18 protein-coding genes are annotated in these 23152 nt (G+C 48.4%); 13 read left to right on the top strand and 5 right to left on the bottom strand.

Features of this window, described 5'->3' with window-relative positions; genetic code table 11:
• Positions 1-24 precede the first annotated feature (24 nt).
• From ABV409_RS01315 to ABV409_RS01305, 3 genes are all read right to left on the bottom strand, one after another.
• A complete protein-coding gene (locus ABV409_RS01315; RefSeq protein ID WP_353875736.1) occupies positions 25-2055 on the bottom strand; it encodes a thioredoxin domain-containing protein in 2031 nt (676 codons plus the stop codon).
• A 135-nt stretch (positions 2056-2190) separates the two neighbouring features.
• Complete coding sequence (locus ABV409_RS01310; protein ID WP_353875735.1) at positions 2191-2391, bottom strand: dodecin family protein; 201 nt, start codon at positions 2389-2391, stop codon at positions 2191-2193.
• 70 nt (positions 2392-2461) lie between these two features.
• A complete protein-coding gene (locus ABV409_RS01305) occupies positions 2462-3358 on the bottom strand; it encodes a NifU family protein (protein ID WP_353875734.1) in 897 nt (298 codons plus the stop codon).
• 123 nt (positions 3359-3481) lie between these two features.
• Between ABV409_RS01305 and ABV409_RS01300 the strand changes: the two genes are divergently transcribed.
• Positions 3482-4477: a PorP/SprF family type IX secretion system membrane protein gene (locus ABV409_RS01300; RefSeq protein WP_353875733.1), complete on the top strand. Its 996-nt coding sequence runs from the start codon at positions 3482-3484 to the stop codon at positions 4475-4477.
• Between the two features lie 63 nt (positions 4478-4540).
• Here the strand turns inward: ABV409_RS01300 and ABV409_RS01295 are convergent, their stop codons facing one another.
• Complete coding sequence (locus tag ABV409_RS01295; protein ID WP_353875732.1) at positions 4541-5701, bottom strand: vWA domain-containing protein; 1161 nt, start codon at positions 5699-5701, stop codon at positions 4541-4543.
• A 194-nt stretch (positions 5702-5895) separates the two neighbouring features.
• Here ABV409_RS01295 and ABV409_RS01290 point away from each other — a divergent pair, with 194 nt between their 5' ends.
• From ABV409_RS01290 to ABV409_RS01260, 7 genes are all read left to right on the top strand, one after another.
• Positions 5896-8103 (top strand): tetratricopeptide repeat-containing sensor histidine kinase, encoded by a 2208-nt coding sequence (locus ABV409_RS01290; RefSeq protein ID WP_353875731.1) that lies wholly within the window; start codon positions 5896-5898, stop codon positions 8101-8103.
• Positions 8103-8834 carry a LytR/AlgR family response regulator transcription factor gene (locus ABV409_RS01285; protein ID WP_353875730.1) on the top strand — a complete coding sequence of 244 codons (732 nt, stop codon included), beginning with the start codon at positions 8103-8105 and terminating at the stop codon, positions 8832-8834. The genes ABV409_RS01290 and ABV409_RS01285 overlap by 1 nt, the downstream gene beginning before the upstream one ends.
• 5 nt (positions 8835-8839) lie before the next feature.
• Positions 8840-9349: a gamma carbonic anhydrase family protein gene (locus tag ABV409_RS01280; protein ID WP_353875729.1), complete on the top strand. Its 510-nt coding sequence runs from the start codon at positions 8840-8842 to the stop codon at positions 9347-9349.
• A 32-nt stretch (positions 9350-9381) separates the two neighbouring features.
• The gene (gene fabD / locus ABV409_RS01275; RefSeq protein WP_353875728.1) at positions 9382-10266 is read left to right on the top strand and encodes an ACP S-malonyltransferase; all 885 of its coding nucleotides are present in this window, start codon (positions 9382-9384) and stop codon (positions 10264-10266) included.
• Between the two features lie 182 nt (positions 10267-10448).
• Positions 10449-15236, top strand: a complete 4788-nt coding sequence (locus tag ABV409_RS01270) for a T9SS type B sorting domain-containing protein (RefSeq protein ID WP_353875727.1) — start codon at positions 10449-10451, stop codon at positions 15234-15236.
• 38 nt (positions 15237-15274) lie between these two features.
• Positions 15275-16222 carry a PorP/SprF family type IX secretion system membrane protein gene (locus tag ABV409_RS01265; RefSeq protein WP_353875726.1) on the top strand — a complete coding sequence of 316 codons (948 nt, stop codon included), beginning with the start codon at positions 15275-15277 and terminating at the stop codon, positions 16220-16222.
• Positions 16223-16232: 10 nt separating this feature from the next.
• Positions 16233-18170: an OmpA family protein gene (locus ABV409_RS01260; RefSeq protein WP_353875725.1), complete on the top strand. Its 1938-nt coding sequence runs from the start codon at positions 16233-16235 to the stop codon at positions 18168-18170.
• A 1-nt stretch (position 18171) separates the two neighbouring features.
• Here the strand turns inward: ABV409_RS01260 and ABV409_RS01255 are convergent, their stop codons facing one another.
• Positions 18172-19422 carry an NRAMP family divalent metal transporter gene (locus ABV409_RS01255; protein ID WP_353875724.1) on the bottom strand — a complete coding sequence of 417 codons (1251 nt, stop codon included), beginning with the start codon at positions 19420-19422 and terminating at the stop codon, positions 18172-18174.
• 69 nt (positions 19423-19491) lie between these two features.
• Between ABV409_RS01255 and ABV409_RS01250 the strand changes: the two genes are divergently transcribed.
• The 5 genes from ABV409_RS01250 (at position 19492) to ABV409_RS01230 (ending at position 23050) form a co-directional block, all read left to right on the top strand.
• The gene (locus ABV409_RS01250; RefSeq protein WP_353875723.1) at positions 19492-20157 is read left to right on the top strand and encodes a leucine-rich repeat domain-containing protein; all 666 of its coding nucleotides are present in this window, start codon (positions 19492-19494) and stop codon (positions 20155-20157) included.
• Between the two features lie 15 nt (positions 20158-20172).
• Positions 20173-21198, top strand: a complete 1026-nt coding sequence (locus ABV409_RS01245; RefSeq protein ID WP_353875722.1) for an alpha/beta hydrolase — start codon at positions 20173-20175, stop codon at positions 21196-21198.
• A 95-nt stretch (positions 21199-21293) separates the two neighbouring features.
• Positions 21294-21728, top strand: coding sequence for a hypothetical protein (locus tag ABV409_RS01240; protein WP_353875721.1), 435 nt, complete (start codon positions 21294-21296; stop codon positions 21726-21728).
• Positions 21728-21925 carry a helix-turn-helix transcriptional regulator gene (locus ABV409_RS01235; RefSeq protein ID WP_353875720.1) on the top strand — a complete coding sequence of 66 codons (198 nt, stop codon included), beginning with the start codon at positions 21728-21730 and terminating at the stop codon, positions 21923-21925. The genes ABV409_RS01240 and ABV409_RS01235 overlap by 1 nt, the downstream gene beginning before the upstream one ends.
• 111 nt (positions 21926-22036) lie before the next feature.
• Positions 22037-23050 carry a GntR family transcriptional regulator gene (locus ABV409_RS01230; protein ID WP_353875719.1) on the top strand — a complete coding sequence of 338 codons (1014 nt, stop codon included), beginning with the start codon at positions 22037-22039 and terminating at the stop codon, positions 23048-23050.
• Positions 23051-23152 lie beyond the last annotated feature (102 nt).

The raw sequence follows: 23152 nt of genomic DNA, 5'->3' as shown, positions 1-23152 counted from the left end.
CGTTTAAATTGGGATGAAACGGGTTTATAGTTGCCCCAAGGCCGCTTCGGCCGAAGTGACGGGTAATTTGCAACTTCCTTCGATACAGACATAGACTAAGGTCTGACCTTCGTTATAGCGACTCTTCAAAAGATCGATACGACCTTCACTCCGATGCCCTACCAAAATGCTGTTCGGCACATAAGCCCGGTGCAATTCCTTACCCAGTTGCTCCATATCTTCACCGACAACGGCGATTTCATAGAAATTGCGGTTTTCGTAGAGCACCAAATGCAGCCAATTCGAAAAGCTTTGGCCGTTTTCGATAAAGTTGGATTGCACGTTGCGCACCATTTGGTCGACCAACGCCCCATACCCATCTTTCGAAAAAAGCTTGTGCAGCTTCAAAAGGTTCTTGGCCATGATGCTATTCGAAGCCGAAATGACATTGTCGTTTACTTCGATGGTCCTTCGGATCAGGGAAGCATCTTCATCGGAAGTGAAATAGAACATACCGTTTTCAGCATCCCTGAAGTGGGCAATGGCATAGTCGGCCAATTTTTTCGATAAGAACAACCATTCGTCATCAAAAGTGACTTGGTAAAGGGCGATAAAGCCTTCGATCGTGGTGGCATAGTCTTCCAAAAACCCGTTGATGCTACTGCTGCCGTTTTTGTGATTGCGATACAATCCGCCATCCTCGCGCAATAGGTTGTTTTTGATGAATTCGGCGTTTTTCAACGCGGTTTCCAGATAGTGTTCCTCGCCGAGATAGCGATAGGCATCGACCAGGCCGGTCAGCATCAATCCATTCCAAGAGGTCAGGATCTTGTCGTCCAATCGGGGTTTGTCACGGCTGTCGCGCTCCGCTTTCAAAATAGCGAGTGCCTTATCGATCCTTTGGTGGAATTCGTTAAGGGCGACCCCATGTTTGTCGGCGATTTCCTGGGCGGTTTTGTCCCGTATGAGGACGTAGTGCCCGTCTTCCCATAAGCCGTACGGATTGATGTTGAAATAATCCTTGAACAACTCGAAATCACTCGTCAAAAGAGCTTCGAGCTCAGCTTTGGTCCAGACATAGTAGGCCCCTTCCTCTAAAGCGCCTTCGGCGGTTTTGCTGTCGGCATCGAGTGAAGAATAGAATCCGCCGCTGGGATCGAGCAATTCTTCCTTGACAAAGGCCGTTGAACGGGCTACGATTTGCTCGTAGAGCGGGTTTTTGGTCAGGGCATAGGCTTTGGCATATAAACTGATCAACTGACCGTTGTCGTAGAGCATTTTTTCAAAATGGGGTACGTGCCATTTGGTGTCGACCGAATACCTTGAAAAGCCGCCACCGACTTGGTCGAAGATGCCGCCGTACGCCATACGCGTGAGGGTGGTGTTGACGTATTCCAAGACCGCATCGTCCTTTTGAACGGTGCCATAGTGCAAAAGGAAATCGAGATTGTTCGGCATCATGAATTTGGGAGCGCTCTTATAACCTCCCAAAAAGGTGTCGAAATAAGTCGTCCACTTGGTGACTGAAGCCTGCAATTGGTCTAGGTCGAAAGCATTGGGATCTTCTTGGTTTTCGACCAGATTGATCGATTGGATGCCCCGCTGTAGGTCACTGGCATAGGTCTCGACGCGTTGGGGATCGGTGTTATAAAGTTCAATCAAACTGTTCAGTGATTTGGTCCAATTGTCCTTTGGCAAATAGGTCGCTCCCCAAAACGGTCGACCATCGGGCAAGGCCACGATGTTCAGGGGCCAACCCCCGTTGCCGGTCATCATTTGGATGGCATCCATATAGATTTGATCGACATCGGGCCGTTCTTCGCGGTCGATTTTAATGTTGATGAAGTTATCGTTCATCAGTTGGGCCACCGCTTCATCTTCGAAGCATTCGTCTTCCATGACATGGCACCAATGACAGGCGGCATAACCGATACTGATCAGTAAGGGTTTGTTCTCTTTTTGGGCCCGTTCGAGTACCTCAGGGTGCCAGGCTTCCCAGTTGACCGGGTTATGGGCGTGCTGCAACAAATAAGGGCTTGTCTCCTCGATCAGGGCATTGGTATGTGCGTAGGCCATTTTTTCCTTCTTTTGGGCGCATCCGAGAAGTAGTACAAACAACAAAACGGATATGGGTTTCATTTTCATCATAGCGTTCGAACGGCATAAAAAAAGCGCCCCCCAATAGGACGCTTTAGCATGTTTTAATTGGGATTATTTTACTTCGAACGTGATTTTCACGTTCACGCGGTATTCATCGACCTTGCCATCTTTGACGGTAGCGCTCTGTTCGTTCAGATAAACCGAACGGATGTTCTTTACCGATTTGGAGGCTTGTGCCACTGCTTTGTCCGTAGCGTCTTCCCAACTCTCATTAGAGTTGGCCAAGACTTCGATTACCTTTAATATTGCCATGGTTCTTGTGTTTTAAATTCCTTCAATTTAGCGAATTATCAACAAAAATCGGACAATGGAATCCCAAAAATCACCCGTTGAGGGCGACGACTTCCTTGACTTTATCGCCCATCATGTTCTTGAGCATGGTCTCGATCCCGTTCTTCAAGGTAAAGGTCGAAGATGGACAACCACTGCAGGCGCCCTGGAGTACCACGTTCACGGTACCGCTTTGGGCTTCATAGGATTGGAACAAAATGTTGCCCCCGTCACTGGCTACAGCAGGTTTCACGTACTCTTCCAAGATATCGATGATCTGGAGTGAGGTGTCGTCGTATGCCTTTCCCTCCGCAACGTCCTGTGCTTCGGCCTTGGCTGTTTGTTCGGCACTTTCCGCGATGACCGTTTTACCATCCATGAGGTAATCACGGATAAACTCCCGCACCTGCATACTCACTTCTTCCCATTCGGCCACCTCGTATTTACTGATCGAGATGTAGTTTTTGTCGAAAAACACCTCCTTGACGAACGGAAAATGGAACAACTCTTGGGCCAACGGGGAATCTTTGGCCTCGTCGATGTTCTTGTATTCGAAAATAGCGGGCACGATGGCCTTGTTGACCACGAATTTCATAACACCCGGATTGGGGGTAACCTCGGCATAGACCGTAATGGCCACTTTTTTGGGTTGTTCGGTCTCATTGACTACCGGTTCACCGGCATTCAAATATTCGACCAGCTGTTGGGCTACAGCATCCTTGACATCGTCCCAGGTGACGATATCGAAACGCTCAATGGCGATGAAATTCCCTGAAATGTAAACGGTCTTTACAAATGGCAGGTAAAATAGCTGTTGGGCCAAGGGTGAATTTTTGGCCTCGTCGATGTTTTTATATTCGAAATTCGACTGGACCAAAAAATGATTGGTCTCGAATTTTAAAATCGCTGGATTATTGGTCGCTACAACGGTGATGTTGTACTCTTTCATAGCTCGAATTTTGGGCAAAAATACGAACTTATTACGGTAACGATTGCCATAATAATGTTACATTTAGGACGTTATAGTATGTGTTCGCATACATTATAACTAACACTTAGCCCCATTGCCTACATGAAACGATTGCTAACTCTATTGCTTTTGGCCTCCTTTATGGGACCCGGGCTCAGCGCCCAAGAAGGCATTCCGGTATACTTCGATTATTTATCAGACAACTATTATTTGGTCTATCCGTCAATGGCGGGTATCGGACAGGGTGGCAAAGTACGTCTAACGGCGAGAAAGCAATGGTTCAATGTCGATGAAGCACCGAGTTTGCAGACTTTCAATGCCCATTTCAGGGTAGGGGAGCGCAGCGGGGTCGGCGGTATTTTGTTCAACGACTCGAACGGATACCACTCCCAAGTGGGTTTCAAGGGAACCTATGCCCATCATTTGAAATTGGCCGGCGACTTCAGGAGTTTGAATCAATTGTCCTTTGGGTTGAGCGCAGGGGTTATTCTGAGCAGTTTGGATGAAACGGAGTTCCGATCGGTGATTCCAGATCCGATCATCACCGGTACCAAGAACACCACGAGTTACTTCAATCTCGATTTAGGGGCCTCATACAACTATTTGGAATTTTATGCCCATGCGGCCATTTTGAATATCCTCGGCAGTGGCCGTGATCTATATACCGCTGCTGAGTTCGATAACTTACGCCGGTATTTGTTCTCCGTGGGGTATGTGTTCGGAAGGAGCAAATGGCGGGTCGAGCCATCAGTCTTATTTCAACTTACCGAGTTTACCGAAGAAAAGACCGTTGACTTCAACGCCAAGGTATATCGCGATGTCGGTTTCGGCACCATTTGGGGCGGATTGTCCTACCGCCGTAGTTTCGACGGGGCACAGTTTCAACAGAACGGCCAGTTCGGAGAGCAACGCTTGCAATTGTTCACACCGATCGTTGGGGTCAATGTGAACCGCTTCATGTTCTCTTACAATTATTCATACCAAACCGGTGATATCCGATTTGACAATGGTGGCTTCCACCAGATTACCTTAGGGTATGATTTTGGTGAGAAAGCGGAGAACCGCTACGATTGCTACTGTCCTGCGGCCAATTATTGATGCCTTGAAAAAGGCAAGCTGCCGGTACGAACGCCCGACAACTTGCCAGCCTCACTCAATGGGTTACTCCCAGCGATAGTTCTTGTCCGCAGCCTGTTTTTTGATCGCCTGGATCATGGCGTTCTCCAGACCACCTTCTTCGTTTTTGTGCTTTTCAGCAATGAAGGCTTCCCGCTTTTTGTTCAAGATCTGGATCTCTTTTTGGATGTTTTCACGCGCATCTTTTTTTGCTTGAACGTAGGCCTTTAATTCTTGTTCCGATTTGTTCCGGAGTTCTTCGGGCAAGCTGCTTTTAGGAACTTCGGCCAGTTCGACTTCGTCTTCCTCGACCGCATCGACCAGGTCCCACATACTGTTTTTGTAAAGACGCGTGCTTTTACTCACCGCCCGTTTTACCGAAACACCGGCAGCAATGTCATAGGCTTCCTTGTCTTGGGCGGCCTGGGCGGCTGCTTTTTGCCTCCCCATAGAGCCATACGATATGTAGGTTTTGTTCAACTTGGCATTCAACTGGATGATGATATCGTCATAAGGTGTGGCGATATGGACAACTTGGCGGTTGTGGTCGATGGCCATATAATCGCCCCCGGCAAGTACCGCACCTTCTTTCCATTTTCCATTCACCCCTTGATCGTAGTTCCCACAAAATATGGTGTTAACGACCACGTCGTTTTCTTTGGCCTGCAAGGCCGCATCCCTAAAATTCAACTTTCCTTGTGTAAAGGGTTCGTTGCCTGCAATAAAAATCAGTTTCAGATCGTCGGGGTTCTTGCCCCATTCCAATTGCCTGAGCGAACGATCGATGACGGCACCGCAGAATTCCTCACCACCGTTGGTGGTCAATGAGAACAACCGTTCCGATATTTCATCGAGATCACTACTGAAATTAAGTACTTGCCTGATATAACCTTCACGTGATGCTAGGTCGTCGTTGCCATACTCGTAGAGGGCGATCTGTAGTTCGGGGCGCGTGGCATTGCCGCATCGGGCGTGGGTGAACTCATTGACGATATCCCAAAGTTGGCTTTTTGCCTGGTCGATGAGTCCGTCCATACTGTTACTGGTGTCCAATAAGAGGGCGATTTTGACAAACTGGGATTTTGCCTCCGTTTCCGTTTTGATGTTGGTTGTGGCGTGCTTGGGTGTGCCGTCCGCATCAGCTCCTATTGCGGTCATCGCCGTGAACAGTAATACGGGTATCAAGAATTTCGTTGCATTTTTCATTTGCTTATTTTTTTGTTTTACGGGATAAAACTAGGGGTGTGTCGCATGCTTTTCCACTTAAAATGAGCAAGCGCGCCTTTTCGATGAGCCATGGGTGGGCCTCGCTTCGAGAAATGCCTGAAATACACCGTAAAATGGCCGTTCTGGGCAGGTAGCGATTTTTTTGTGCGCACGAATTCCACTAAGTTTATCCTATGTTCGAATTCAAATCCCATACCTGGGGCCTATTGGCGTTCTTGCTGCTGCTGTTTAGCCCGGTTTTCGCACAGCATCCGGCTACTCCGGATCCACTGCGCATCGAGGGCTCGGTGCGGGGTAAGGAAAACAACGAATCGATATCGGGGGTCGAGGTGACAACGGATAAGGGGGCATTTACCACCACGAATGCCTTGGGGGAGTTTGCCATTGAGGCCGAAATCGGTGATTTGCTCATTTTCCAAAGTCCCGATTTCGAAACCGTACGCCATCGCATCACTACGGATGAGAATATTCTGGTATTGGTAGAAGATTATGCCGTATCCAGAAAACAACGCCAATCGAATACCCGGTCCCTGGTGGATCATGCCAAGTATCTTGATTCAGCGGAAACCTATAAAAAAACCGATATCAAAAAAAGTATCGACTATGTGACCCGGTCGATTGCGGTCTTGGGTGAACAAGCGAATAAAAAGGCCCTGTCGGAGTCCTTTACCAAATTGGGTGAGATCTACAGCTTCCATGAGCAATACGACTTGGCCATTTCCAGTCTTGAAGATGCCTTGTTGAACCGCAAGTCGGTCGCTACGGCCTTGTTGCTCGCTGAAGCCTTTGTCAGCAATGGGGAATTCGACCAGGCGGAAACCGAATATGCCCGGTTGACCCAACTTAAGAAAATGACTCCGGCCCAACGTGTCCGCTTGTATGAAGGACAAGGCAACGCGGCGCTAGGGAAAGGGGAGACGGAAAGGGCGCTACGGTTTTACAGGGAAGCCCTGACCATTGCCGAAAAGAACCAATTCACTTCAGAGATCATTGATTTGAACTCGAAGATCGGCGATACCTATGCCACCGAGAACCGCAACATCGAGGCCGAAGGATATTATGACAATTCCCTCGAACTTTCCAAGCAGCAAAACCCCGAAAGGGCGATTCAGGAAAGCGATAAAGTAGCTGATTTTTACCGACGCTCCAATCGGTATCAAGATGAAATCCAACTGCGGAAAAAGAACCTCCGTGATTTGGAAAAACTACCCAACAAATCGTTCGTTGCCTCCAATGGGATTTCCAGTCTCGATTCGATTACTTCCCAAAAAATCAATTATGAGATCGCCAATGCGTATATCGCCCAAGATCAATTGAGCGAGGCGATCCCGTATTTGGAAAAGAGTATCGTACAGGCGAACAATGGGAATGATCTCGTCATTCAGAAAGACGCTACCCGCAAACTTTCCGAAGTTTATGAATACCAAGGCGATTTCAATAGGGCCTTCAGCACGTACCAGGCCTACGTCAAGTTGGTCGACAGCCTTTATGCTTTGAAAGAGCAGGAAATCTCTCGGATCGCCCGATTGAATCGCGACATCTTGGAGAAGCAGAACAGGATCGCTTCATTGGAGCAAGATCGTGAATTGTCGCAAAGCAAATACGACTTGGCGGTTACCGAGCAGGAGTTGTTCGAAGAAACCACCCGGCGACAACAATGGGTCATTTATTCGCTCTTATTGGGGATTGCCCTCTTGGCCATGGCCGTCTACTTTTTCTATCGAAGCGGACAACAGCAAAAACTGGCCAATAACCTGTTGGCTTTGAAATCACTGCGTTCGCAAATGAATCCGCACTTCATATTCAATGCCCTTAACTCGGTGAACAACTACATAGCCAAGAGCGATGAGCGGAGCGCGAATCGGTATTTGAGTGACTTTTCGGTCTTGATGCGTTCCGTGCTGGAGAATTCGGAAGAGGATTTCATCCCCCTGTCCAAGGAGTTGGATCTATTGGAACTCTACGTGAAATTGGAACATTCCAGATTTCCCGACAAGTTCGATTATGAGCTACAGATCGATCCCGCCATTGCTATCGAATCCTTCCAAATTCCGCCCATGCTTTTACAGCCCTATATTGAGAATGCGATTTGGCATGGCCTAAGGTATCGTGAAGAAAAGGGCTATTTGAAGATCGAGGCCGAGCAGATCGACGCTGGGATCTTACGCATTCGAATTGCCGATAACGGCATCGGTAGAAAGCGATCCATGGCACTGAAGACCAAAAATCAAATGCGTCAAAAATCGAAAGGAATGGGGAACATCAAAAAGCGCATTGCCATTCTGAACGATATGTATAAGAACAAGATCGATGTGACCATAGAAGACCTTCTTGATGACGGAACGGGAACCCTGGTCGTATTGAACCTAAAAAAGGACTAATGGAACTAAAAGCGATCATAGTTGAGGATGAGGCGAACAGCCGTGAGATCCTTGCGAATTATTTGAACAAATACTGCCCAACGGTGAATTTGGTGGGTGAGGCCGCAAGTATTAAGGAAGGTGTCGAATTGATCAAGGCAAACGATTTGGACCTGGTTTTCCTAGATGTTGAAATGCCTTTCGGCAATGCTTTTGATCTTTTGGATCAATTGCCCGATCGTAATTTCGAAACGGTATTCGTCACTGCGTATGACCACTATGCCAAAGATGCCTTGAACAGTCATGCGGCTTATTATTTGATGAAACCGATCAATATCGATGAACTCATCAAGGCCGTTGACTATGTTGAAGAAATCAAGAAGCGCGAAATGGCACTTGACGGTAAGGTTTTACATTCGAAATTGAAAAAAGCCGAAGGTAAGATCACCATTCCCCAACAAGATGGATTTCAGGTTTTGGATGTGGCCGATATCTTTTTTTGCAAGGCTGATGATAATTATACCGAGATCTATTTGAAAGAGCGCAAGATCTTGGTGAGCAAGACCTTGAAGTATTTTGAAGATGCCTTGACGGAGTTTTCCTTTTCACGCATCCACAAATCGTATGTGGTCAATGTCAATGAAATCATCAAATACCGAAAGGGGAAAGGCGGCAGTGTAGTGCTTTCGAATGGAAAGGAACTGTCGGTATCGGCTTCGAGAAAATCCGGGTTATTATCTTTCTTTAAATAAGTGCTATGATCATTCAAGAGGTAAATGGGAAACATCCCCAAATCGGGGAAAATTGTTTTATCGCGGCCAATGCCACTATTGTCGGCGAAGTCTCCATGGGGGATGAATGCAGCATCTGGTTCAATGCGGTGCTAAGGGGTGATGTCCATTTCATCAAATTGGGGAACAAGGTCAACGTACAGGATGGGGCGGTGATTCATTGTACCTATAAAAAAGCCCCGACGACGATCGGCAACAACGTCTCCATTGGCCATAATGCCATTGTTCATGGTTGTACCATAAAAGACAATGTCTTGATCGGAATGGGGGCCATCGTTATGGATGATTGTGTCATTGAAAGCAATTCGATCATCGCGGCCGGTGCGGTAGTCACCCAGGGCACCACCGTGCCCTCAGGAACCATCTATGCAGGAATGCCTGCCAAAAAGCTCAAAGATGTCAGCAAAGAACTGAGTTCCGGCGAAATCGACCGTATTGCGAACAACTATGTAAAATACGCCAGCTGGTTCAAATAATTGGCTATTTTAGCCCCTCAAACCAATAGGAAATGAATGCATATGTTTTTCCCGGTCAGGGAGCCCAATTTGTAGGGATGGGATTGGATCTTTATGAAAACCATCCGATCGCCCAAGAGCTATTCGAAGACGCTAATGATATTCTAGGATTCTTGATCACCGATACCATGTTCGAGGGTACCCCTGAAGATCTTAAGCAGACCAAGGTGACCCAGCCGGCGATTTTCTTGCATTCGGTGATCATGGCGAAAGTCATGGGGGATGCCTTTCGACCCGATATGGTGGCTGGTCATTCCTTAGGGGAGTTTTCCGCCCTGGTCGCGAACGGTACCTTGAACTTTGAAGATGGTCTTTCACTGGTCGCAAAAAGGGCCATGGCCATGCAGAAGGCTTGTGAGGCGGCCCCGAGTACTATGGCGGCCGTTTTGGGACTTGAAGACCAGGTCGTTGAGAATATCTGTTCCGAAACTTCAGGTATCGTAGTTCCTGCGAATTATAATTGTCCGGGCCAATTGGTCATTTCAGGCGAGATCGAAGCGGTCAATGCCGCTTGTGAAACACTCAAGGAAGCAGGCGCAAGACGGGCATTGGTACTACCGGTAGGGGGTGCGTTTCACAGCCCATTGATGGAACCCGCGCGAGAAGAACTGGCGGCGGCGATTTCCGATACCCAATTCAATGAACCCAACTGCCCGATCTATCAAAACGTGACCACCTCGGCGGTGTCGAGTTCCTCTGAAATCAAAGAGAACCTGATCGCCCAATTGACCGCACCGGTCAAATGGACGCAGAGCGTACAGCATATGATAGCCGACGGCGCCAAACGATTTACGGAAGTCGGTCCGGGTAAGGTACTGCAAGGCTTGGTGCGAAAAATCGATCGTGAAGCGGAAAGCGCTTCAGCCACAGTAGATTAAAACGGTTTTGACTATTCGTGTAGTTTGTCCAAGAAACATCGATTTAATCCCTAAAGTTGGTCAATTCCTGCATTTTTTAGTAATATTGGAGCTAGCCTAAATTCAACTGGAAACTTGATTTGAACAACACAAAACCGGTGCCCTTCCCATTCTTAAAAGCTGTCAAGCCAATAGGCCGATTTATGATTGGTCTGGCTTTGCTATGTGCGACCTGGGTCCAAGGACAACAAATTTCGATCAACGACCCTGCCGATGTCAATGAGGGGGATACCGGTACGGCTACGATTACCTTTTCGGTCACATTGGACCAAGCCGATATCATTGTCCCTATCGAAGCCGTTACCGTTTTGTATACCATTAGTGGGGGAAATGAAAACGGAACCGGGGGTACGGTGACTTTTCCACCAGGATTGACTACGACCCAATTCATCGATGTCACCACCAATGGGGACGATATCGTTGAATCCGATGAGGTGGTGAGTGTGAGTTTGTCGGCGCCAAGTGCCAATGCGACCATTTTAGATGCTTTTGGAAGCAGTTCCTTTTTAAATGACGATACGGTGGGCATCAACGTAACGCCGACCACGGATACGACCGACGAGACCGGTGGCCAGGCGACCTTCAGCTTTACCTTGGACAGCGAGCCTACCGCTGCGGTGACCATACCGATCACGGGCTACGACACCTCTGAGGGCAGTGGTGCGGCCAGCGTGGTCTTGAACAATACGAACTGGGACACCGGAGTCGATCTGGTGGTAACGGGATTGGACGATGCGATCGTCGACGGCAACGTGAACTATACGCTGACCACGGGCGACCCGACCTCGGGCGATGCGGCCTATGATGCCTTGGGTGCCGGCGATGTGGCCGACCTTTCGGTGACCAACAACGATGACGATACGGTGGGCATCAACGTAACGCCGACCACGGGTACGACCGACGAGACCGGTGGCCAGGCGACCTTCAGCTTTACCTTGGACAGTGAGCCTACCGCTGCGGTGACCATACCGATCACGGGCTACGACACCTCTGAGGGCAGTGGTGCGGCCAGCGTGGTCTTGAACAATACGAACTGGGACACCGGAGTCGATCTGGTGGTAACGGGATTGGACGATGCGATCGTCGACGGCAACGTGAACTATACGCTGACCACGGGCGACCCGACCTCGGGCGATGCGGCCTATGATGCCTTGGGTGCCGGCGATGTGGCCGACCTTTCGGTGACCAACAACGATGACGATACGGTGGGCATCAACGTAACGCCGACCACGGGTACGACCGACGAGACCGGTGGCCAGGCGACCTTCAGCTTTACCTTGGACAGTGAGCCTACCGCTGCGGTGACCATACCGATCACGGGCTACGACACCTCTGAGGGCAGTGGTGCGGCCAGCGTGGTCTTGAACAATACGAACTGGGACACCGGAGTCGATCTGGTGGTAACGGGATTGGACGATGCGATCGTCGACGGCAACGTGAACTATACGCTGACCACGGGCGACCCGACCTCGGGCGATGCGGCCTATGATGCCTTGGGTGCCGGCGATGTGGCCGACCTTTCGGTGACCAACAACGATGACGATACGGTGGGCATCAACGTAACGCCGACCACGGGTACGACCGACGAGACCGGTGGCCAGGCGACCTTCAGCTTTACCTTGGACAGTGAGCCTACCGCTGCGGTGACCATACCGATCACGGGCTACGACACCTCTGAGGGCAGTGGTGCGGCCAGCGTGGTCTTGAACAATACGAACTGGGACACCGGAGTCGATCTGGTGGTAACGGGATTGGACGATGCGATCGTCGACGGCAACGTGAACTATACGCTGACCACGGGCGACCCGACCTCGGGCGATGCGGCCTATGATGCCTTGGGTGCCGGCGATGTGGCCGACCTTTCGGTGACCAATACGGATGACGATACCGCGAATTTTACGATTACCGAATCCGACGGCAGTACCATCACTTCCGAAACGGGCTCGAGCGATACGGTCTTTGTCGTTTTGGAATCCGAACCTATTGCCAATGTCACGATAAACATCGCTTCCGACAATACCGATGAAGCTACCGTTTCACCTAGCTCGATTTCGTTCAATGCAGCTAACTTCTCCTCGCCCCAGCCGGTTACCATTACCGGTGTTGACGACAATCGTGTTGACGGCACCCAGAATTACGATATTACCTTTAGTGTTGATGACGCAGCCAGTGATGCCGCTTATGATGTTTTGGCCGATCAACAGATCACAGGATCGAATACTGACGACGATACAGCTGTGGTAACAATTGCCGATGTAGCGTCATTTGAAGATGACGGACCGATTACCGTAACTGCTTCTTTGGATATCGACGTAGTCGGCGGCTTTACCTTGAGGGTATCGACCAACGATGGCTCGGCTACGGTAGCCGATAACGATTACAGTGCGGTAACCAATCGATTGCTCAATTTCGATGGTGATGCGGGCGAAATGCAGACGTTTACAGTAACCCCGACTCCTGATGAGGTCATCGAGGCCGATGAATCGCTGTCGGTCAGCATGGCCGATTTACTTCCGGCAGTAGCTGTTGATATTTCAGATACGGCGACGATTACCCTACAGAACGATGACAGCTGTGCCGCAGGCACCAATGCCCCGGTTTTGGACGCTGCTGAACCTACGATGTTCTGCGATGCTTTCAACAAGGATTTGGATGATTACGTAGCCAGCAACGCACCGACAGGTGCTGAATTGAAGTGGAGTACCTCCAGCACCGGATTGGATAACGATAGTAACCATTTGCCATCTAGTGTGGTCAGTACCGGTGGAACGTATTTTGGGTTCTTTTTCGACGATTTGAACGACTGTGTGAGCCCCACCTTGACCGTAACCATTGTGGCCAATCAAACACCTTCGGCCGGTATTACGACCAACGTGTCTGCATGTAGTGATTCAGACGATGGCGACAGTGTTATCGATCTTGATGATCAGATAACAGGAGAAGATGCTGGCAACTGGGTGTTGACCGATGCTCCGGCAGGGGCTTCCATTACGATCAACGCCAGCAATTTGGTCAATTTCAACAACCAACCCGAAGGCAATTACGAATTCACCTATACGACTACGGGAGCTGCTGCTCCTTGCGTCGATCAATCGGCCACCTTGATCGTTTCTGTCATTGATTGTTCGATACCCTGCGACGCCGGTGATAGTGCACCGCAACTGGACCCGGATCAACCCACGAACTTTTGTGATGTTTTGGATGCCGATTTGAACGATTACGTAACCAATACCGCACCGGCAGGTAGTGTCTTGACCTGGAGTACCAGTTCAGACCCCTTACAGATCAGTGCCCATAGAAGTAACATGGTAACTGCCCCAGGTACGTATTACGGGTTCTTTTTCGATGATGCTGACGCTACCAATAGCGTGGATTGTGCGAGTCCGGTTCTCGAAATAACGCTGGTTTTGAATAGTACCCCGAGCATCAATAGTACGGCCGGTGGATTGCGTTGTGGGTCGGGAACGGTTGACCTGGAGGCCCAAGCAACCGTAGGAGCCACCATCAACTGGTACGATTCACCAACGAGCACTACGATTTTGGGTACCGGAAATAACTTTACCACCCCGAGTATCGATATGACCACCTCGTTCTATGTCGAGGCCACCGCGAACGGTTGTCCTTCGGCCCGTACCGAAGTGGTAGCTATGGTCAATATCGAACCCTCGACCGGGACACCAACGGACACTTTTGCCTGTAATGAGGCCGGTGAAGGCGAGGTGACCACATTGGACCTTGACACCACTTTGGAAGGGGAAGATAGCGGACTCTGGTCGATCATTACCGACCCTTCTGGGGGCTCGGTGGTTATCGATGCTGAGAATGTTGTTGATTTTGCTGGCTTACCTGAAGGGGACTATGTTTTCCGATTTACAACGGTTGGTGCCGAAGCCCCATGTACCGATCAATCCGTTGATGTGACCATTACCGTAATCGATTGTGTGCTCGATGCAGATAATGACGGGCTGACCGATGAGGTCGAGGAAGATATTGGAACGGATCCCAATAATCCGGATACGGATGGGGATGGGATTTTGGATGGACAGGAAGTTACCGATGGTACCGATCCGTTGGATGATTGTGATTCGATTGGTGGAATGGCCCTACCCGATAGTGATTGTGATGAAGATGGGTTGACTACCGCCGAAGAAGGGGATTTGGGCACAGATCCCGATAATCCGGATACGGATGGTGATGGACTGCTCGACGGCGATGAGGTGATGGATGGCAGTGATCCCTTGGATCCCTGTGACCCTAACCTTACCGAAGATTGTAACCCGATACCCATTGATCTCTTGGTCGAAAAGACCGTTGATTTCGATACCCCATTGGTCAATACCAATGTGGTCTTCACTGTAACGGTCACTAACTTGACCATGGATCGGGTCATCGATATCACGATATCGGATTTGATCGATGATTCCTCGGGCTTCGAATACGTATCACATTTCGCTTCTTCGGGTCTATACGATGTGGGTACCGGAATATGGAGTATCGATGAAATGCTGGCCGAGGCATCGGTGACTTTGGAACTGACCGTTGTCGTTAGACAGGTCGGCAACCTTCAGAACACCGCCACACTGATCAGCTCACTACCTTCGGATTTCGACAGTTCGAACAACACGGCGACGGCAACCCTGAGCGTTAGCCAAAGTGAATGTCTTGATTGTGGAACGCTTTGTAACTTATTTTCACCGAACGGTGACGGGGTGAACGACTTTTTGGTGCTCAATTGCCCAGAGCTGTACCCCAACAATACCTTTGAGGTTTTCGACCGCTATGGCAATAGCGTTTTCAAAGCGAATGGATATGATGGAAGATGGGATGGAACCGGGGAAAATGGCGAATTGCCCAAAGGGACCTATTTCTATATCCTTGATTTAGGGGATGGGTCGGAAGTAACGAAAGGCTGGATTCAGATAATACGATAAGCAGGAGGATCAGGATGCAAAGTAGGATTAGACATAGTATGGTGGTATTGCTGTTGTTGGCGGGCTTGACAAGCGTTGCCCAAAGGGAACCGCAGTATACCCAATACATGTATAACATCGGGAGTTTCAATCCTGCCTATGTCGGTACGGTCGAAAGTCCTGAGATAGCGGCCCTTTACCGCTCTCAATGGATCGATGTGCCAGGAGCCCCGCGAACACTTCGATTTGGCGCGAATATCCCTTTGGCCAATGAAAAAATGGGCTTGGGCTTTAACGTCGTCAACGACGCTCTTGGTCCTACGACCCAAACCTTTATCGATGTATCCTATTCGTACCAGGTCGTTTTATCGGAAGAGGCATGGCTTTCATTCGGTGTCAATGCCGGAGGGTCCTTATTGAACCTTGACTTTTCAAAGGGGAATTTCCAAAACCCGGGTGAACCCCTGATCACGGGCCAAGATCTTAGTAACTTCTACCCGACCATAGGGGCCGGGGCCTTTATGTATTCAACGGATTGGTATTTGGGGATCTCAGTGCCCAACTTTTTGACCGATGGCATTTTCAATGACGAAGTCGCCACCGTTGTAGACGGCAAGAACCAGTACAACTTTATCGGGGGGTATGTCTTCGAACTATCGGACCGAACCAAATTCAAACCCGCGTTTTTGATCAATTATACGGATGGGTTGCCGGTCAATGTCAACCTATCGGCCAATTTTTTGTTCTTGGACGCCTTTACCTTGGGGGCGGCCTACCGTATTGATAATGCGGTGAGTGGCCTGGCCGGGTTCCAGATTTCGCCAGGGCTGTTTTTGGGGTATTCCTACGATTATAACACCAATGGACTTGGGGAGTTCAGTGGGGGGTCGCACGAAGCGATCCTGAAGTTTTACCTGGGTAGGGGAGGCGACTCAGGAGCCTCAAGGGAGCGCAATAAAAAGTTAAAAGGGAAGCCGAAGCAAATTGATTCGCCACGATTTTTTTAATTTCACTTAGATGTCGATACGTTGTAGCATAGCACTTTTTTTCATGGGTCTTACTTTTACGGTTGCCCAAGAGAAGAAATCAAAAGGTGACGCTTACTTTTTCCAATATGCCTACGAACAGGCCATTGCCGCTTACGAAAAGGATATTGCGAAAGGACATCAATTGAGTTCGCAACAATATTTGAACCTTGCTGACAGCTATTTCAATCAAAAGGATTTCGAGAAAGCTAAAACGTATTTTATGGATGTCTTTACCAACGACTCCATCATGGGCGACCATCATTTCAATAAGATGTTGCAAAGCCTCTCGAAGACTTCGGGCAATGAACAGGTAAACGCCTTTTTGAATACCAAGAAAACCCAGTTGTCGTCCGAATTGATCGAAAACAGCGAGTTCAACCAAGATGTGTTGCATTCGGCCTCCGATTTGGATGAAATCGAGTTTAGGGTGTTCAATTTGGAGAGCAATAGTCCACAATCCGATTTCTCGCCGGCCTTTTTCAATGATCAGTTGCTTTTTACCAGCGGCAGGCCGTTGGGTAAAAAGAAGAGTTATATACCCAGTGGGGAAACCTATTTGGATCTTTTTTCAGGAAAGATCGATGAGGTGGGCCAAGTAGGCAGTACGGGCATGTTTATTCATGTGAAACAATCGAATTTCCATAAGGCGACCCCCTTTTTCTCCAAAACGCTCAATGGGGTCTTCTACGTGCTTTCGAACGCGATTGATGGCAAATTGGAATTCGATGACAATGGCAAGAACACCTTAGCCATAGGGTTTCAAAAACTGAACGGTGATTTTCAATATTTATGGAAAGATCTCAGTACTTCCTTTTACTATCCGTTCTTCGAACCAGTGAGCGAACGCTTGTATTTCGTGGCTGAATTGGAAGGTGGCTACGGTGGTACCGATATCTACTACGTCAATACCAATGCCGGTCAGATCATGTCGGCACCGGTGAATCTCGGCCCAAGGATCAATTCTCCCGGTAATGAGATCGCTCCTTACTTTTTCGATAACAGCCTTTATTTTTCATCGGATGTTTTTTATGGGATGGGCGGTATGGATGTCTACAAATCCAATTTGGATGTCGAGAACCGATTTACCATCCCCATCAACCTGGGCGCACAAATCAATTCCAATAAAGATGATTTTGGCTTTATCATCCGTGACCACGGTGAAGGCTTGCTAGGGTACTTCTCCTCCAACCGTGAAGGCGGCAAAGGCGGTGATGACATCTACGGGTTCATGGTCGATGAAAAACCGGGTATTAAAACCTTGGCCCTGTACGGTAAGGTCATCCAGCCGATCAACAACAGTCCCGTAGAACGGGCCATTGTCCGTTTGAAAGACGCACAAGGCCAGGTATTGAAAGAAGTGGTAACCAACGACGAAGGGGATTATCGGGTTGAGGTGCCTTGGCAAGAGGAGGCGACCCTTGAAGTGGTGAAAGATCGGTTTTCGGTATTTTCCCAAACCTATTCCGAGATGGCCCTGGAACAATTGCAGGAAATGCCTTCGAATATCGGGTTGACCGCTTACAAGGATATCGTCGAGGAAAAGGAGGGCCAAACGGTCATCAAGCTTCGTAGTTTTTATTTTGATCGTGGTAAATCAAAGATCACCCCGAGTATCGCCATTGAATTGGATAAGGTAGTCGAGGCGGTCAAACTCTTCCCGGAAGTACAACTGCGTATCGAGACCTATACTGACAGTCGCGGCGGCAGTGCCACCAATTTCAGACTGACCCAAGCGCGCTCTGATGCCATAAAAAACTATTTGGTGAGTCATGGTGTCGCGGCATCCGCCATTCCCTATGCGATCGGTTTTGGTGAGAAAAACATCCTCAACAACTGCAAAAATGGGGTGTATTGCTTAGAAATGCTGCATCGTCAAAACCAACGATCCCTGATCGTCGTTCTAAACGACAACCTTCTTTTTGAGTAATTCAAACGAAGACGATCCAACAGTAATATAGGGCAAAGGCCGTTAAGAAGAACATTCCTAGATAGGTCAAGGTTTTCATTCCTTTACCCGGTCGATAGCGTTCTGGAAAGTCGAGGCTAGTCACCGTTTTTAAATTCATCCATCCGATCAAAGGGGCCATGACGAAAGAAACGAAGGTGGCCAAGGCTACCAGATTGCCCATATTCGCACTGAAAAGGGTGATTACGATCCAATTGATTAGGGCCAACAAAAGGACGGTTACGGCAAAAGCCCATTTTTTGGTAAACCGTTGTGAATCGACGAAGAGTTTGTCCAAAATATCCAGACTGACCCTTGAAACCGCATCATGGGCGGTCATACAGGTGCTGAACATGGTCGCAAAAGCAGCGATTGCGATCAAGAAATACGCCCATTGCCCAATATGTGAAGTGAACAAGGTGACCACTTGGTCGGCAAACACCACGGCGTTTCCACTGAGCACGGTTCCCGTTCCGTAGAGGGTCATCCACCCGATGATCAAGAAGAAAACGGCCAATAAGGCGGTCAGGAAATACCCTAGGTTGAATTCTTCAAGGGCTTCCTTTACGGTAGGGGGCGCATCCATGGCCTCCAATTTTTCAACGCTCCACATACTGACCCATCCCGAAGCTTCGACGGCGGTCGGCATCCATCCCATCAAAGCGATCAAGAAGAGAATGCCCACTTCATTGAACATCGGAGGGGCAGTGAAATCAGCTACGGGTGCTACTTGGCCTTGCCAAACCACCAAAACAGTGGTAACGACCAAGGCAACGAAAAGGATCCCGACGACGAACTTTAGCGACAGTTCGAGAAAGCGATAACGACCGATAATCAATAAGCCGCTGATGAAAGCGAACAAGCCTAAGGAGACCCATCCGATCGAAGCCTGATCTATGGCGAACAAGTTCATGAACAGTCCGGCGGTAACGACGTATAGGGCTGCCAAAATCGTAAAAATGCTGACCAAAGTAACCAGTACATAGAGCCAGAGATAGGTTTTTCCCAATTCAAGATACCCTTGAATGAGCGTCTTTTTGGCGGCATTGGTGTAGCGTACACCAAACTCGAAAAAGGGGTATTTCAAGACATTGGCCAATACGATAGGAATGATCATTATCCATCCGTATTGGGCCCCTGCCTTTGTGGAGAGGACCAGGTGCGAGGTGCCGATCGCCATACTGGCGAACAACAATCCCGGACCAAGATTTTTCAGTAAAGTTTTGGTTTTCAATCGGCTTCGGTTTTGACATGAAATTTAAGATAATTTGATTCATATGAAAAATCGTATTTTTGGGCCGCTATGAAAACAACAATTTTTGCGCTATTCATGTCGGGCATTTTACTTTGGTCGTGTTCGAATGATGCCTCCGATACCGAAGACCAAATAGTAACCACTCCCACTAATGATGAGCCCGTTATCGCCATGACGGCCATTCCGGATATCGAATTCGAAAGGAATTTGATTGAATTGGGCTTTGATGATGAAGAAGACGGAATGGTCCGAACTTCGAATATACAAGGGATCAAAGAACTGATATTGAACGACAAGGGCATTTCAAGTTTCGAGGGCATCGAAGATTTCGAGATGCTCGAAAACCTTTGGGCCGTCGAGAATAACCTGACTACCTTGGATCTCACGTCGAATACCCTGCTCAAATTCGTGTTTGTCGATGACAATGCCCTGACCGAAATCAGAGTACAGGGTTTGGGTATCTTGGAGAAGATCAGCGCCTCTAGAAACCAATTGACCGCAATGCCGGTTTCAGGCAATGCGGCCTTGCAGCTTTTGGTGGTCGATGGCAACCAGATCGAGTCCATCGATGTGACCAGTAATTTTGATTTGAACAACTTCGATGTAACCGACAACCCGTTGACCTGTATCAAGGTGAATTCGACCCAATTGGAAACCATTCCGGAAACTTGGGTGAAGGATGATGAGGATCGGTATGCCTTGGATTGTAACTGATAAAACATAAGACTTGTGAAACGCATATTGAAAGGATTGCTGGGAGGCATTGCATTATTGATCGTTGTCTATTTGCTCGGGCCCCGGGTCGATCGACCTGATTTGGGCAAAACACTTCCCGAGGTCACTAGTGATCTAGTCGCCCTTGAAGCCGGCATCGTAGCGGAAGAGAAGGCCACACCCAACATCCGCCCCGATAACCACGCCAGGATCATCTGGGCCGATAGCGTTCCTACAAAGACTCCTTACAGTATCGTGTATTTACATGGTTGGTCGGCAAGCCAAGAAGAAGGCGACCCCTTACACCAAGAAACCGCCCGACGCTATGGATGCAACCTTTATTTGCCCCGTTTGGCCGGTCATGGGCTGCAGGAAGATGACCCCATGTCGGATCTTACTGCCGATCAAGTCATCGCTTCTGCTAAAGAAGCCATTGCCGTGGCCAAACAACTCGGTGAAAAGGTCATTGTAATGGCCACCTCTACCGGAGGTACTTTAGCCTTACATTTATCAGGAGGGGATCCTGATATCGCAGCCCTGCTGCTGTATTCGCCCAATGTGGCGATTTTCGATCCCAGTGCCACACTTTTGGCCAAACCATGGGGTCTACAGATGGCAAAATGGGTCACAGGGAGCGAATATCATGAATTCGATACCGATATCGACCTAAAGAACCAATATTGGACGACCCGCTATCGTTTGAAAGCCTTGACCCATTTACAGGCCATGGTTGATGAGACCATGCTGCCCGAAACCTTTGAAGCGGTGAAACAACCTGTTTTTTTAGGGTATTTCTATAAAAACGATTCCATCCAAGATAATGTGGTCTCCGTACCGGCCATGTTGACCATGTTCGATGAACTCGGCACCCCGACGAACCTAAAGGAAAAGGTCGCTTTTCCTGAAGCGGGTGACCATGTCATGACTTCCTACATTACGTCAAAAGACTTAGAGGGAGTCACTAAAGAAACCAATGAATTTCTTGAAACGGTGTTGAAATTGACTCCGGCCCTACCTTCGGTTGCCCCCGTATTGAAATAGCAAATAGCCCGAAAAGGCACTTCTTCATCTTTAAAATGTAAAATAAACTTTACATTTAGTAAAATATAGTTTACTTTTACTGCAAAGTGTAGGCTATGAGTGACTATTGTGAAACCGAACGAAAGCGAATCCATCGCTGGGCGAACTTCCAAATCGCCCATTCTTATAAACGTCTAGGGTTATGGGCGGCCTTGTGTATCGTGCTACTCATGATCGGAAAAAAGTTTATCGATGCCCCAGTATGGGTAAAGCCTGTGCTGACCAGTACCTTGATCATCGCCTTGTTGGTGGTTTCTTTGGCCAAGGAACGTATTGAGGACGAGTTCATCAACAGCATTCGCGCCCTATCGTATCGTTGGGCTTTTGTTATGGGCGTATTGTATGCCTTGATACAGCCCTATATCAACTATGCCGTTGATTGGGCTTTGGGAGAGGCGAACCCTGAGCTAGACCAAGGATTCTTTCCGGTATTGATCTTTATGTTATTGGTTCAGCTGGCATCGTTCCATCAATTGAAACGGTTGGGTTGATGTTGCGTAATACCCTTAAAGTGCAACGGGCAATGAAGAACCTGACCCAAGAACAGTTGGCGAATTTGCTCGGAGTGTCAAGACAGACGATCAATTCCATTGAAAAGAACCGCTATGTGCCATCGACCGAATTGGCATTGAAGCTCTCCAAGGTCTTTGGCGTTCCGGTCAATGACCTCTTTGAATTGGAGGAATGATGGTGTTGTACCCAAAAGTGCCATCGCACCGGTTCAATAGTAGGTTGGGCGACTTGATTTGCCGCGACTTCGCATTTTTCGTATTATTAGCGATCTATCACAAGACTATCGATGCAATTAGTTGATTTTATTATACAACTCGAAGATGTGAACGCACTCTCGAAGCACGAGCGTTTGGTCTTGGGTATCATGGAGGCCATCGATGCGGGAAATTTGCCTATAGGGAGTCAATTGCCATCGATCAATAGTATGGTTGAAGAATTGGGATTTGCCCGAAAGACCATCGTAAAGGCCTACGAAGAGCTGAAGGATCGGGGTTTGGTCGAGTCGAAGAAGACGAAAGGCTATTTCGTGGTCAGTAACGAGACCAAGGTATTTTTGAAAATCGCCCTGTTGATGTATTCCTTCCAGCGGTTCCAACAGGAGTTTTACAATACCCTTCGCGAGCAGTTGGGAGAGAAGGTGCAGATCGATGTGTTTTTCCACCACAATAACATGGATGTGTTCGAAACCATATTCCTCAATATCCGTGGTAAATATGGCATGTATGTAATCGCTCCGATTGAAGCAGATCCTGTCAAGGGGCTGCTTTCGACGATTCCGCCAGAGAAATTGGTGGTGGTTGACCGATATATTGCCCTGGGCGATGCCTATACGTATATCACCCAGGAGTTCGAACAAAGTACGTACGTCAATCTAAGTGGTTTACTCCCCAAGATCAAGAAGTATAGCGAAGTCATCCTATTTTTTCGCAACGATCTCGATTATCCTGAGGGGATATTGAAGTCGTTCGTGAGGTTTTGTGAAGACCATGGCTTGACCTTTAAGGTCGAAAAGGCCTATCGTGCCAATTCGGTAAAAAAGGGGACTTCGTATTTGTTCATCAGTGATTCCGATCTTTGGTTGTTGCTCAAGGATTGTCGCAACTCCGATTACCGTATCGGCAAGGATGTAGGCGTTCTTTCGTTCAATGATCATATCGTCAAGGAAATCGTATCAGGGGGCATTACGACCATATCAACTGATTTCGATCGTATGGCAGCGACTACTGCGGAGCATATCCGGAATATCAAAGCGGTGAATACGGTAGTTCCCACCACGCTTATTGAAAGAGATTCCTTGTAAGGTAATTGCGCTATTCTTTTTTTGAACCCTATTTTTTTGATGAAGAGTTAAAAAAACATCCTAAAAATTTGTTTTTAACAATATTTTTATACTTTTGAAAAG

It is taken from the genome of Flagellimonas algarum (assembly GCF_040513375.1).
Lineage (GTDB): Bacteria > Bacteroidota > Bacteroidia > Flavobacteriales > Flavobacteriaceae > Flagellimonas_B > Flagellimonas_B algarum.
The sequence above is the reverse complement of the archived record's forward strand: the minus strand, read 5'-3'. Positions and strand labels throughout refer to the sequence as shown.

What these genes read in the sequence shown, in the direction of transcription:
- ABV409_RS01315 (WP_353875736.1), bottom strand. Translation starts at nt 2,055, where the DNA reads ATGGCCTACGCACATACCAATGCCCTGATCGAGGAGACAAGCCCTTAT.
- ABV409_RS01310 (WP_353875735.1), bottom strand. Translation starts at nt 2,391, where the DNA reads ATGGCAATATTAAAGGTAATCGAAGTCTTGGCCAACTCTAATGAGAGT.
- ABV409_RS01305 (WP_353875734.1), bottom strand. Translation starts at nt 3,358, where the DNA reads ATGAAAGAGTACAACATCACCGTTGTAGCGACCAATAATCCAGCGATT.
- ABV409_RS01300 (WP_353875733.1), top strand. Translation starts at nt 3,482, where the DNA reads ATGAAACGATTGCTAACTCTATTGCTTTTGGCCTCCTTTATGGGACCC.
- ABV409_RS01295 (WP_353875732.1), bottom strand. Translation starts at nt 5,701, where the DNA reads ATGAAAAATGCAACGAAATTCTTGATACCCGTATTACTGTTCACGGCG.
- ABV409_RS01290 (WP_353875731.1), top strand. Translation starts at nt 5,896, where the DNA reads ATGTTCGAATTCAAATCCCATACCTGGGGCCTATTGGCGTTCTTGCTG.
- ABV409_RS01285 (WP_353875730.1), top strand. Translation starts at nt 8,103, where the DNA reads ATGGAACTAAAAGCGATCATAGTTGAGGATGAGGCGAACAGCCGTGAG.
- ABV409_RS01280 (WP_353875729.1), top strand. Translation starts at nt 8,840, where the DNA reads ATGATCATTCAAGAGGTAAATGGGAAACATCCCCAAATCGGGGAAAAT.
- fabD (WP_353875728.1), top strand. Translation starts at nt 9,382, where the DNA reads ATGAATGCATATGTTTTTCCCGGTCAGGGAGCCCAATTTGTAGGGATG.
- ABV409_RS01270 (WP_353875727.1), top strand. Translation starts at nt 10,449, where the DNA reads ATGATTGGTCTGGCTTTGCTATGTGCGACCTGGGTCCAAGGACAACAA.
- ABV409_RS01265 (WP_353875726.1), top strand. Translation starts at nt 15,275, where the DNA reads ATGGTGGTATTGCTGTTGTTGGCGGGCTTGACAAGCGTTGCCCAAAGG.
- ABV409_RS01260 (WP_353875725.1), top strand. Translation starts at nt 16,233, where the DNA reads ATGTCGATACGTTGTAGCATAGCACTTTTTTTCATGGGTCTTACTTTT.
- ABV409_RS01250 (WP_353875723.1), top strand. Translation starts at nt 19,492, where the DNA reads ATGAAAACAACAATTTTTGCGCTATTCATGTCGGGCATTTTACTTTGG.
- ABV409_RS01240 (WP_353875721.1), top strand. Translation starts at nt 21,294, where the DNA reads ATGAGTGACTATTGTGAAACCGAACGAAAGCGAATCCATCGCTGGGCG.
- ABV409_RS01235 (WP_353875720.1), top strand. Translation starts at nt 21,728, where the DNA reads ATGTTGCGTAATACCCTTAAAGTGCAACGGGCAATGAAGAACCTGACC.
- ABV409_RS01230 (WP_353875719.1), top strand. Translation starts at nt 22,037, where the DNA reads ATGCAATTAGTTGATTTTATTATACAACTCGAAGATGTGAACGCACTC.